The organism is uncultured Piscinibacter sp. (assembly GCF_937952055.1).
GTDB lineage: Bacteria > Pseudomonadota > Gammaproteobacteria > Burkholderiales > Burkholderiaceae_C > Piscinibacter.
On sequence record NZ_CALFYO010000018.1, the window covers coordinates 57,170 to 69,243 of the forward strand.

At 68.5% G+C, this 12,074-nt stretch carries 12 protein-coding genes; all 12 read left to right on the forward strand.

Annotation, left to right across the window (positions count from 1 at the left end):
- The first annotated feature begins 66 nt into the window (after nucleotides 1-66).
- Nucleotides 67-492: a nucleoside-diphosphate kinase gene (gene ndk, locus Q0599_RS07140; protein ID WP_298827675.1), complete on the forward strand. Its 426-nt coding sequence runs from the start codon at nucleotides 67-69 to the stop codon at nucleotides 490-492.
- 10 nt (nucleotides 493-502) lie between these two features.
- Entirely contained in the window at nucleotides 503-1,648 is a 1,146-nt protein-coding gene (rlmN, locus tag Q0599_RS07145; protein WP_298827678.1) for a 23S rRNA (adenine(2503)-C(2))-methyltransferase RlmN, read from the forward strand.
- Nucleotides 1,645-2,457 carry a type IV pilus biogenesis/stability protein PilW gene (gene pilW / locus Q0599_RS07150; RefSeq protein WP_298827681.1) on the forward strand — a complete coding sequence of 271 codons (813 nt, stop codon included), beginning with the start codon at nucleotides 1,645-1,647 and terminating at the stop codon, nucleotides 2,455-2,457. The genes rlmN and pilW overlap by 4 nt, the downstream gene beginning before the upstream one ends.
- Entirely contained in the window at nucleotides 2,450-3,316 is an 867-nt protein-coding gene (locus tag Q0599_RS07155) for a helix-turn-helix domain-containing protein (protein ID WP_298827684.1), read from the forward strand. The genes pilW and Q0599_RS07155 overlap by 8 nt, the downstream gene beginning before the upstream one ends.
- Nucleotides 3,317-3,326: 10 nt before the next feature.
- Complete coding sequence (gene ispG, locus Q0599_RS07160) at nucleotides 3,327-4,607, forward strand: flavodoxin-dependent (E)-4-hydroxy-3-methylbut-2-enyl-diphosphate synthase (protein WP_298827686.1); 1,281 nt, start codon at nucleotides 3,327-3,329, stop codon at nucleotides 4,605-4,607.
- Between the two features lie 65 nt (nucleotides 4,608-4,672).
- Entirely contained in the window at nucleotides 4,673-5,956 is a 1,284-nt protein-coding gene (gene hisS / locus Q0599_RS07165) for a histidine--tRNA ligase (RefSeq protein WP_298827688.1), read from the forward strand.
- Nucleotides 5,957-5,993: 37 nt separating this feature from the next.
- Nucleotides 5,994-6,671: a tetratricopeptide repeat protein gene (locus tag Q0599_RS07170; RefSeq protein ID WP_298827689.1), complete on the forward strand. Its 678-nt coding sequence runs from the start codon at nucleotides 5,994-5,996 to the stop codon at nucleotides 6,669-6,671.
- On the forward strand, nucleotides 6,668-7,798 hold the full coding sequence (gene bamB, locus Q0599_RS07175) for an outer membrane protein assembly factor BamB (protein ID WP_298827693.1): 1,131 nt from the start codon (nucleotides 6,668-6,670) through the stop codon (nucleotides 7,796-7,798). Before Q0599_RS07170 ends, bamB begins: the two co-directional genes overlap by 4 nt.
- A gap of 16 nt (nucleotides 7,799-7,814) precedes the next feature.
- Nucleotides 7,815-9,146 (forward strand): ribosome biogenesis GTPase Der, encoded by a 1,332-nt coding sequence (gene der, locus Q0599_RS07180; protein ID WP_298827696.1) that lies wholly within the window; start codon nucleotides 7,815-7,817, stop codon nucleotides 9,144-9,146.
- Nucleotides 9,147-9,246: 100 nt separating this feature from the next.
- A complete protein-coding gene (gene hfq / locus Q0599_RS07185; protein WP_298827698.1) occupies nucleotides 9,247-9,489 on the forward strand; it encodes an RNA chaperone Hfq in 243 nt (80 codons plus the stop codon).
- Nucleotides 9,486-10,736, forward strand: a complete 1,251-nt coding sequence (gene hflX / locus Q0599_RS07190; protein WP_298827700.1) for a GTPase HflX — start codon at nucleotides 9,486-9,488, stop codon at nucleotides 10,734-10,736. The genes hfq and hflX overlap by 4 nt, the downstream gene beginning before the upstream one ends.
- The gene (hflK, locus tag Q0599_RS07195) at nucleotides 10,733-12,064 is read left to right on the forward strand and encodes an FtsH protease activity modulator HflK (protein WP_298827702.1); all 1,332 of its coding nucleotides are present in this window, start codon (nucleotides 10,733-10,735) and stop codon (nucleotides 12,062-12,064) included. The genes hflX and hflK overlap by 4 nt, the downstream gene beginning before the upstream one ends.
- Nucleotides 12,065-12,074 lie beyond the last annotated feature (10 nt).

A 12,074-nucleotide genomic window follows, 5' to 3' on the forward strand; every position in this document is an offset into this window, starting at 1 on the left:
GGACTACCGCAGTTCGCGGGCTACAATCCAAAACTTTGCCAAGTTATTGATTCAGGAGAAGAATTCATGGCGCTCGAACGCACCCTCTCGATCATCAAGCCCGATGCCGTGGCGAAGAATGTGATCGGCCAGATCTACGCACGCTTCGAGGGCGCCGGCCTGAAGATCGTGGCGGCCAAGATGGTTCACCTGTCGCGCGGCGAGGCCGAGCAGTTCTATGCGGTGCACAAGGCGCGTCCGTTCTTCAAGGACCTGGTGGACTTCATGATCTCCGGCCCGGTGATGATCCAAGTGCTCGAAGGCGACAACGCGATCGCGAAGAACCGCGAACTGATGGGCGCCACCGACCCGAAGAAGGCCGAGAAGGGCACCATCCGTGCCGACTTCGCCGACAGCATCGACGCCAATGCGGTGCATGGCTCGGACGCGCCTGAGACGGCTGCCGTGGAAGTGGCGTTCTTCTTCCCCGGCATGAACGTCTACTCGCGCTGATCGTCCCGGCATGGTCAACCTGCTCGATTTCGACCGGGACGGGTTGACCGCGTTCGTCGAGCAACTCGGCGAGAAGCGCTTCCGCGCCACGCAGCTGTTCCGCTGGATCCACCAGAAGGGTGCGTCCGACTTCGACGCGATGAGCGACCTCGCGCGTTCGCTGCGCGACAAGCTGCGCGAGCGTGCCACGGTCCAGGCGCTGCCGGTGGTCAGCGAGCATGTCTCGGCCGACGGTACGGTGAAGTGGCTGTTCGACGTGGGCGGCGGCAATGCCGTCGAGACCGTCTTCATCCCGGAGTCGGACCGCGGCACGCTGTGCGTGTCGTCCCAGGCCGGCTGCGCGGTAGGCTGCCGCTTCTGCTCCACCGGCCACCAGGGCTTCAGCCGCAACCTGTCGACCGGCGAGATCCTCGCCCAGCTGTGGCATGCCGAACACCAGCTGCGCCGGCGCCTCGGGCTGAAGGACGGCGAACGCGCAGTCACCAATGTGGTGATGATGGGCATGGGCGAGCCGCTGCAGAACTACGCCGCGCTGGTGCCGGCGCTGCGCGCGATGCTCGACGACCACGGCTACGGCCTGTCGCGCCGTCGCGTGACGGTGTCGACCTCGGGCGTCGTGCCGATGATCGACCGCCTGCGCGAGGACTGCCCGGTGGCGCTGGCCGTTTCGTTGCATGCGCCCGACGACGCGCTGCGCGACGAACTCGTGCCGCTGAACCGGAAGTATCCGCTGGCGGAACTGCTCGCCGCGTGCCGTCGCTACCTCGACGCGGCGCCGCGCGACTTCATCACCTTCGAGTACTGCATGCTCGACGGCGTGAACGACAGCGAAGCGCACGCCCGCGCGCTGGTGGCGCTGCTCGTCGAGAGTCCGGCCACGTCGGTGTCCTGCAAGCTCAATCTGATCCCGTTCAATCCGTTCCCGGCCTCCGGCCTGGTGCGTTCGACGCCGCAGAACGTGCAGGCATTCGCTGCCGTGCTGCAGCACGCCGGCATCGTCACCACGGTGCGCAAGACGCGCGGCGACGACATCGATGCGGCCTGCGGTCAGCTTGCTGGCGAGGTACAGGACCGCACGCGGGTGCAGCAGCGGCTGGTGCGCGCGCCGGTGCGGCTGGTGCGGCGAGGGGCGGCGTTGCAGGAGACCAAGGCATGAAGGGCGTTGCCCGATTCGTTTCGCTCGTCGTGCTCGCCGGGCTGGCCGGCTGCGCGACCACCACGACCACCACCACGACGGGGCCGATCAGCGACGTCCGCACGGTGCAGGCCGCGACGCCGGAGGACGGCGACGCGAAACGCCGTGCGCAGGTGCGCCTGGAACTGGCGTCGGCCTATTTCGGCAACAACCAGATGGACGTGGCGCTGCAGGAGGTGAACCGGGCGATCGCGGCCGATCCCAACCTTGGCACGGCCTACAACCTGCGCGGCCTGATCCACGCCAACCTCGGCAAGGACGCGCCGGCGGAAAGTGATTTCCGCCGTGCCCTCGCCATCAATGCGCGCGATGCCGACGCGATGCAGAACTACGGCTGGTACCTGTGCCAGCACAAGCGCTACGGCGAGGCGAACGCGCAATTCGTGCAGGCGTTGTCGGTGCCGCAGCGGCGCGACACCTCGCGCACGCTGCTCGCCCAGGGCGTCTGCCATGCGCTGAACGGCCAGCTCGAGGACGCCGAGAACGCGTTGCAGCGCGCCTACCAGCTCGAACCGAACAACCCGTCGACCTCGGTGAACCTTGCCGAGGTGCTGCTGCGCCGCGGCGAGGCCGACCGCGCGCGCTTTCACATCCGCCGCGTCAACGCCAACGCGAACTACGTCAGCGCGCAGACGCTCTGGCTGGCGGCGCGCATCGAACACAAGCTGGGCAACAAGACTGGCGTGGAGGAGCTCGGCAGACAGCTGCAGAGCCGCTATCGCGAGACGCGGGAGGCGATCGCGTTCGAGCGAGGACAGTTCGATGAGTGAGACGCCTGACGACGCGCCGGTGCCGACGGCAACCACCGCCGGCAGCCTGCTGCGCCAAGCACGCCAGGCCCAGGGCATGCACATCGCCATGCTCGCGGCGGCCACCAAGGTGCCGCAGCGCAAGCTCGAGGCGCTGGAGAACGACCGCTTCGACGAACTGCCCGATGCCACCTTCACGCGCGCTCTCGCGCAGACGGTGTGTCGGACCTTGAAGGTCGATCCGGGGCCGGTGCTCGCGCTGCTCCCGAAGCCACCCGGCCACAGGCTTGAGCAGGTGGGCGAGGGCATCAATGCACCGTTTCGCGACCGGGCCGTCGCGACACAGGGCGCCGACTGGTCGTTGATCGGCTCGCCGGCGGTGTGGGCGCCGCTGCTGCTGCTGCTGCTCGCCGCCATCGTCTACTTCCTGCCGCCGGGCACGGTGTCGCTGCCGACGGCCGGGCCGGCCTCGGCGCCGGCGCTGAGCGCGACCACAGCCGGGCCGGCTTCGGCGCCGGCGGCCGACGCCGCCGTCGTTGCCCCCGCCGAACCGGCCGCGTCGGTGGTGGTGGAGACGGTGCACGCGGTGCCGGCTGCGCCCGATGATGCCGCCAGTGCAGCGATGATGCCGGCGCCCTCTGTCGCGGGCGCGCTGCGACTGCGCGCCGACGCCGAATCCTGGGTCGAGGTGCTCGACGCGCGCGGGCAGATCCTGCTTTCGCGGCTGCTGCAGCCTGGCGAGGCAGTCGGCGTAGACGGCGCGACGCCGCTGAAACTGACCATTGGCAACGCCTCGGCCACGCAGGTGACGTTCCGTGGCAAGCCGGTGCAGGTCACGGGCGTCAACCGCGACAACGTCGCCCGCATGGAGTTGAAGTGACGAGGACGGCATGAGCGATCCGCTGGTTTCACTCGAGGAGTTCATCGAGCCGGCGCGGCCGGCGCAGCGCCGCTCGCACCAGGCGACCGTGCGCTGGGGCTCGCGCGAGGTCACCATCGGCGGCGGCGCGCCAGTGCGCGTGCAGTCGATGACGAACACCGACACGGTCGACGTCATCGGGACGGCCATCCAGGTCAAGGAGCTGGCAATCGCCGGCTCGGAGATGGTGCGCATCACCGTCAACACTCCGGAAGCGGCGCAAGCAGTGCCGCACATTCGCGAGCAGCTCGATCGCATGGGCATCGACGTGCCGCTGGTGGGCGACTTTCACTACAACGGCCACCGCCTGCTCACCGAGTTCCCGGCCTGTGCCGAGACGCTCAGCAAGTACCGCATCAACCCGGGCAACGTCGGCAAGGGCGACAAGCGTGACCGGCAGTTCGTCCAGATGGTCGAGGTGGCGGCCAGGTACGACAAGCCGGTGCGCATCGGCGTCAACTGGGGCAGCCTCGACCAGGAACTGCTCGCGCAGCTGATGGACGAGAACGCGAAGCTGCCCGATCCGCACGAGCCTCAGCAGATCATGTACCGCGCGATCATCATGTCGGCGGTCGAGTCGGCGCGGCGTGCCCAGCAGATCGCGCTGCGCCCGGACCAGATCATCCTGTCGTGCAAGATGTCCGGCGTGCAGGATCTGGTGAGCGTCTACCGCGCGCTGGCCAGGCGTTGCGACTACCCGCTGCACCTCGGCCTCACCGAGGCCGGCATGGGTACGAAGGGCACGGTGGCCTCGACCGCCGCGCTGGCCTTGCTGCTGCAGGAGGGCATCGGCGACACGATCCGCGTCAGCCTGACGCCGCAGCCCGGCGAGGCACGCACGCAGGAGGTGGTGGTGGCCCTGGAGATCCTGCAGTCGCTCGGCCTGCGCTCGTTCAACCCGAGCGTGACAGCCTGCCCCGGCTGCGGCCGCACCACCAGCACCACCTTCCAGGAACTGGCCAAGCAGATCGACGACTACCTGCGCGCGCAGATGCCGGTATGGAAGAGCAAGTACCCCGGCGTCGAGACGATGAAAGTCGCGGTGATGGGCTGCATCGTCAACGGCCCGGGCGAGAGCAAACATGCCGACATCGGCATCAGCTTGCCCGGAACGGGCGAGGCCCCGGCCGCGCCCGTGTTCATCGACGGCGAGAAGGCGATGACGCTGCGCGGCGAGGGCATCGCGCAGGAGTTCCACCGCATCGTCGAGGACTACATCGAAAAGCGCTTCGGCACGACCCACCCGGCCTGAAGCGTCACCCTACCCAACGACCTGCCGCGTCACGGCGGCAGCGTCCATCCGCTGCACTGCATCCCATGGCTGAACCGATACGCGCCGTCAAGGGCATGAACGACATCCTCCCGCCGGACTCGGCGCGGTGGGAGTGGCTCGAGGACAGGATCCGCGCGCTGATGCACCGCTACGGCTACCTCAACGTGCGCACGCCGATCGTCGAGCCCACCGCGCTGTTCGTGCGCGGCCTCGGCGAGGTGACCGACATCGTCGAGAAGGAAATGTATGCCTTCGTCGACACGATGAACGGCGACCACCTCGCGCTGCGGCCGGAGAACACCGCCGGCGTGGTGCGGGCGATGACCGAGCACTCGCTGCTGCGTGACGGCGGCCGGCGCCTGTACTACATCGGCCCGATGTTCCGCCACGAGCGTCCGCAGAAGGGGCGCCAGCGCCAGTTCCACCAGTTCGGCGCCGAGGCGCTGGGCTATGCAGGACCGGACGTCGACGCCGAGTTGATCCTGATGCTGCGTGCGCTGTGGCGCGACCTCGGCATCGTCGAAGAGCGCGACGTTCGGCTCGAGTTGAACAGCCTGGGTCAGCCGGCCGAACGGCTGGCACACCGCGCCGCGCTGATCAAGCACTTCGAGGCACATGCCGATCAGCTCGACGAGGATGCCAAGCGCCGCCTGCACACCAATCCGCTGCGCATCCTCGACAGCAAGAACCCGGCGATGCAGCCGCTCATCGAGGCGGCGCCGAAGCTGCCCGACTACCTCGGCGACGAATCGCGAGCCCACTTCGATGCCGTGCGCGCGGTGCTCGACGCGACGGGTCTGGCCTATCGCATCAACCCGCGCCTGGTGCGCGGCATGGACTACTACAACCTGACCGTGTTCGAGTGGATCACCGACAAGCTCGGCGCCCAGGGCACGGTGTGTGGCGGCGGCCGTTACGACGGCCTCATCGAGCAGCTCGGCGGCAAGCCGGCACCGGCGGTGGGCTTCGGCCTCGGCATGGAGCGTGTGCTGCTGCTGCTCGACGAGCTCGGCATGGCGCCGCCGACCTCGCCGCCGCGAATCTATGCGGTCGTGCCATCGCCTGCCGCGCTGGTGCCGGCGATGATGGTGCTCGAGACGCTGCGTGCCGCCGGCATCGCCGTGCTGATGAACGCCGGCTTTGCCGGCATGAAGTCGCAGTTCAAGCGCGCCGACGCCAGCGGTGCCCGCTTCGCGCTGATCTTCGGCGACGACGAGGTGGCGCGAGGCGAGGTGGCGCTGAAGGACCTGCGCGACGCCACCGCCTCGCAACGCAGCCTGCCGCTGGCCGGTGCGGCCACCTGGGCCGCGGACCTCGCCAACGCATAATCCGCCCCTTGCACGTCATCCACGTTTCCCATCCGCCATGGCCACGCATCTCGACCTCGAAGAACAAGAACAGCTCGACCAGCTCAAAGCCTTCTGGAACCAGTGGGGCAACCTGATCACCTGGAGCCTGACCCTGGTGCTGGCAGGCTTCGCGGCCTGGAACGGCTGGGGCTGGTGGCAGCGCGACCAGGCCGTCAAGGCCGCTGCGATGTTCGACGAACTGGAGAAGGCTGCCACGGCGGGCGAAGCGAGCAGGGCCGCCGGTATCTTCAAAGACTTGAAGGAACGCTTCCCGCGCACCGCCGTCACGCAGCAGGGGGGGCTGCTGGCCGCGAAGGTGCAGTTCGAGAAGGGCCAAGCCGACGAGGCCGCCGCGAGCCTGGGCTGGGTGGCCGAGAATGCCAAGGAAGACGAGTATCGGACGGTCGCGCGGCTGCGCCTGGCTGGGTTGCTGGCCGACCAGAAGAAGTACGACGAGGCGCTCAGGCAACTCGACGGCGCCACTGCCAAGGAGTTCGAGGCGCTGGTCGCCGACCGTCGCGGCGACGTCCTGCTTGCCCAGGGAAAGACCGAGGAGGCCAAGGCCGCCTTCAGGAAGGCCTGGGACACCATGGATCCGACGGTGCAGTACCGCCGGCTGATCGATGCCAAGCTGACGTCGCTGGGCGCGTCGCCGCCGGCCGAAGTGCCGCAGACTGCCGGAGCTGCCAAGTGAGTGGCAGCCGCACGCTGTCCGGCCGTCTGGGGGCCGGCGTGCTGGCGCTGCTGCTGGCCGCCTGCTCCAGCGCACCGGAACGGCCGAAACCGACGCCGCTGGAGCCGATCGCCACGCCGATCGCCGGACGACAGGTCTGGTCTCAGCGCATGGGCAGCATCGATTTTCCGCTGTCGGTGGCGGTCAACGGGGGTGTCTTCACCGTGGCCAGCGCCGACGGTACCGTGGCCGCCTTGCAGGCGGACGACGGACGCGAACTCTGGCGCACCGACGCGGGCGGGCGCATCGTGGCGGGCGTGGGCAGCGACGGGCGTTTCGCCGCAGTGGTCACGCGCGAGGGCGATCTCGTCGTGGTGGAGGCTGGCAAGCAGGTCTGGCGCAAGCCGATCGGCACCAAGGTGGTGACCGCGCCGCTGGTGGCGGGCGAGCGAGTGTTCGTGCTCGGCGTGGACCGGCGCGTGATGGCCTTCGACGTGCTCGACGGCCGCAAGCTCTGGTCGGTGCAGCGACCAGGCGAGCCGCTGACGCTGGCGCAGGGTGGCGTGCTCGCGCCCTTCAAGAACACGCTGTTGGTGGGGCAGGGGCCGCGTCTGGCCGGCATCGACCCGCTGAACGGTTCGCTGCGCTGGGAGGTGCCGATCGCCTCGCCGCGCGGCACCAACGAAGTCGAACGCCTGGCCGACCTGGTGGCGCCGCTGGTGCGACTGGGCGACACCGTGTGCGTGCGCGCCTTCCAGTCGGCCGTCGGCTGCGTGAACGCCGAGCGCGGAACACTGCAATGGACCAAGTCGGTCGGCGGCACCGAAGGCGTGTCGGGCAATGAGCAGTTCGTCGTCGGTGCCGACGGATCGGACCGCCTGACCGCCTGGCGCACCACGTCGGGCGAGGTGGCCTGGAGCAGCGAAGCGCTGCTCTACCGCAGCCTCAGCGCGCCGCTGGTGGTGGGCCCCACCGTGGCCTTCGTCGATGCCGAAGGCACCGTGCACTGGTTGTCGATCGACAAGGGTGAGCCCCTGCTGCGCCTGGGCACCGACAGTTCCGGCCCGGCGGCCGCCCCGGCGGTGTCGGCCACCACGCTGCTCGTCGTCACGCGCAACGGCGGGCTGTTCGCGTTCCGTCCCAACTGAGCGCGCGGACACGTCGATGAAGCCCGTCATCGCCTTGGTGGGGCGCCCCAATGTGGGCAAGTCGACGCTGTTCAACCGCATGACGAAGAGCCGCGACGCCATCGTCGCCGACTTCGCCGGCCTGACCCGCGACCGCCACTATGGCGACGGCCGCCTCGGCGATCGCGAGTTCATCGTCGTCGACACCGGTGGCTTCGAGCCGACCGCCGAGTCGGGCATCGTCAAGGAGATGGCCAAGCAGACACGCCAGGCCGTGGCCGAGGCCGACGCGGTGATCTTCGTCGTCGACGTGCGCGGCGGCTTGTCGGCGCAGGACCACGACATCGCAAGATTCCTGCGCACCACCGGCAAAAAGGTGCTGCTGGCGGCAAACAAGGCCGAGGGCATGGCCGATTCGCCGGCACTCGGCGAGTTCTACGAATTGGGCCTGGGCACGCCGCACCCGGTGTCGGCCGCGCACGGACAGGGCGTGCGCAGCCTCATCGAGGCGGCACTCGCCGATTTCGCGTTCGACGCGGAGGCGGACGCCGAAGACGAGGCCGACAGGCCGATCCGCCTCGCCGTGGCCGGCCGACCGAACGTCGGCAAGTCGACGCTGATCAACACTTGGCTGGGCGAGGAGCGCCTCGTCGCCTTCGACCTGCCGGGCACGACGCGCGACGCCATCCACGTGCCTTTCGAGCGTCAGGGCCAGAAGTTCGAACTGATCGACACCGCCGGCCTGCGCCGCAAGGGAAGGGTGTTCGAGGCGATCGAGAAGTTCTCCGTGGTCAAGACGCTGCAGGCGATCGCCGACGCCAACGTCGTGCTGCTGCTGCTCGATGCCACCCAGGGCGTCACGGACCAAGACGCGCACATCGCCGGTTACATCCTGGACAGCGGCCGGGCGGTGGTGCTGGCCGTCAACAAGTGGGATGCGGTCGACGACTACCAGAAGCAGACCTTGCAGCGCTCGATCGAGCAGCGACTGGCCTTCCTCAAGTTCGCGCCCTTGCTGCACATCTCGGCGAAGAAGCGCCAGGGTCTGGGCCCGGTGTGGAAGGCGATCGCCGATGCGCACGCCTCGGCCACGCGCAAGATGCCCACGCCGGTGCTCACGCGGCTGCTGCACGAGGCGGTGGAGCACCAGGCGCCCAAGCGCGCCGGCATGTTCCGGCCCAAGCTGCGCTACGCCCACCAGGGCGGCATGAACCCGCCGATCATCGTCATCCATGGCAACTCGCTGGAGCACGTGACCGACTCGTACAAGCGCTTCCTGGAAGGGCGCTTCCGTGAACACTTCAAGCTGGTCGGCACCCCCTTGCGCATCGAAATGCGTTCGTCGCGGAACCCCTTCGACGAGAAGTAGTCGGATTTCCTGATCACAAGGTCAATGCGGGGATTCCATCAGCCCGCGAAAGCGCTGTGTTAACGTCAGCGTTCTACGAACTTTCATCACGGAGCATATCGTGAGCAACAAAGGGCAACTCCTACAAGACCCGTTTCTGAACCTGCTGCGCAAGGAGCATGTGCCGGTGTCGATCTACCTCGTCAACGGCATCAAGCTGCAGGGCCACATCGAGTCTTTCGATCAGTATGTGGTGCTGCTCCGCAATACCGTCACGCAGATGGTCTACAAGCACGCGATCTCCACCGTCGTGCCCGGCCGCGCAGTGAACTTCCACGCCAACGAAGCGCCCGAGCAGGCTTGAGTTCCACGCAAGCCATCGGCCCGGGCAGCGCCCCGGCCCGGGCCATCCTTGTTGGCGTCGACTTCGGCGGCCGCGGCCCGTTCGACGAGTCGCTCGACGAACTCGCGCTGCTTGCCGAATCCGCCGGCGATGCGCCGGTGGCGCGCGTCATCGCGCGTCGCAAGGCGCCGGACCCGGCGCTGTTCGTCGGCTCGGGCAAGGCCGACGAGATCAAGGCGCTGGTGGAAGGCCATCGCGCCGAGGCGGTGTTGTTCGACCAGGCACTGTCGCCGGCGCAGCAGCGCAACCTGGAGCAGTTCCTGGGCGTGGCGGTCGCCGACCGCACCATGCTCATCCTGGAGATCTTCGCCGCCCGCGCGCAGAGCCACGAGGGCAAGCTGCAGGTCGAGCTGGCACGGCTGCAGTACCTCGCCACGCGGCTGGTGCGTCGCTGGAGCCACCTCGAGCGCCAGCAGGGCGGCATCGGCACGCGCGGCGGTCCGGGAGAGGCGCAGATCGAGCTCGACCGGCGCATGATCGACGATCGCATCAAGACGGTGAAGTCTCGGCTCGAGCGCGTGAAGAAGCAGCGCAAGACGCAGCGCCGCGCGCGCGAGCGCAACCAGACGTTCCGCGTCTCCCTGGTCGGCTACACCAACGCCGGCAAGTCGACGCTGTTCAACGCGTTGGTCAAGGCTCGAAGCTTTGCCGCAGACCAGCTCTTCGCGACGTTGGATACCACGACGCGGCAGCTCTACCTCGAGGAGGCCGGCCGGGCCGTGTCGCTGTCCGACACGGTCGGCTTCATCCGCGACCTTCCGCACAAGCTGGTCGAGGCCTTCGAGGCGACGCTGCAGGAAGCCGCCGACGCCGATCTGCTGCTGCATGTGGTCGACTGCGCGAGTCCTGTGCTCGACGAGCAGATGGCCGAAGTCGAGCGCGTGCTCGAGGAGATCGGCGCCGGCAGGATCCCGCAGGTGCTGGTCTTCAACAAGGTCGACCGGCTCGAGCCGAGCCAGCGACCGCGTCTGCTGCGCGACGTGATCGAGCGCGACGGCGGTCAGCGCGTGCCGCGCGTCTTCGTCAGTGCCCTCGACGGTACCGGCCTGGCCGAACTGCGGCAGGTGCTGACCGAAGCTGTCGACGGCTCGTTGCCAGACTTGAATGCCGAGACGCGGACCTCACTTGAGGCGGACTCGCTTGTCGAGACCGACGCCACGCCGCTCGAGGCCCCTTCCACCGGAACCCACGATTCGTTCGCATCATGATGAATCAAGCGAGTCCCTCATCCGCCGGCCTGCGGGCCCGGCTCCGCGCCGCGGCGCAGGCGGCACGTGCGCTGCTGGCGGGCGCCTTCGCCGCGACCCGGCAGAGCTTGCGTCCGGCCGGCGCCGACCTGAGCTTGTCCAACGGCCGCAACGACGGGCCGCCGGACCTCGACGAACTGTGGCGGGACTTCAATCGCAAGCTCGGCGGCCTGTTCGGCGGCAAGGGCGGAGGCCAGCGTCCGGGCGGGTCGTCGGACGACGGCAGCGGGCCGGGCAACTTCCCGCCGGACATGAAGAGCGCCGGAATCGGCGCTGGCCTGATCGGCGGCGTGGTGGCGCTGATTTGGCTGGGCAGCGGCTTCTTCATCGTCCAGGAAGGCCAGCAAGCGGTGGTCACGTCCTTCGGCAAGTACAGCCACACGGCGGATGCCGGCTTCCAATGGCGCATGCCGTATCCCTTCCAGGCCCATGAGACGGTCAGCGTCACGCAACTGCGCTCGCGCGAGGTCGGGCGCAATGCGGTCGTGCAGGCCACGGGGCTGCGCGATTCGTCGATGTTGACGCAGGACGAGAACATCATCGACATCCGCTTCACCGTGCAGTACCGCCTGAAGGACGCGCGCGCCTTCCTGTTCGAGAACCGCGACCCGGAAGAGGCCGTCACGCTGGCCGCAGAGTCGGCGGTCCGCGAGATCGTCGGTCGCACCAACATCGACTCGGTGCTCTACGAGCAGCGCGATGCCGTCGCGGCCGAACTGGTGAAGTCGATCCAGAGCCAGCTCGACCGGCTGAAGACGGGGGTCATCATCGCCAACGTGAACCTGCAGAGCGTGCAGCCTCCCGAGCAGGTGCAGGCGGCGTTCGAGGACACACTCAAGGCAGGCCAGGACGGTGATCGCCTGAAGAAGGAAGGCTTGGCCTACGCCAGCGATGTGATCCCGAAGGCGCAGGGCACGGCCGCACGGCTGCGCGAGGAGGCCGAGGGCTACAAGGCCAGCGTGGTGGCGCAGGCCGAAGGTGACGCGCAGCGTTTCACCCGCGTGCTCGCGGAGTACCAGAAGGCGCCAGGCGTAACGCGCGACCGCCTGTACATCGAGACGATGCAGCAAGTCTATTCGAACGTGAGCAAGGTGATGATCGACAGCCGCAGCAATTCCAACCTGCTCTACCTGCCGCTGGACAAGCTGATGCAGCAGGCCGGCGCGGCGCCTGCCGCGCAGGCTGCGGGCACGAGCGCCGCGCCGATCGACGCCTCGAGCGCCGCCGCGGCGGGTGCCGACGCACGCTCGCGCGACGGTCAGCGCAGCCGCGATCGCGAGAGCCGCTGAGTACCGGGAG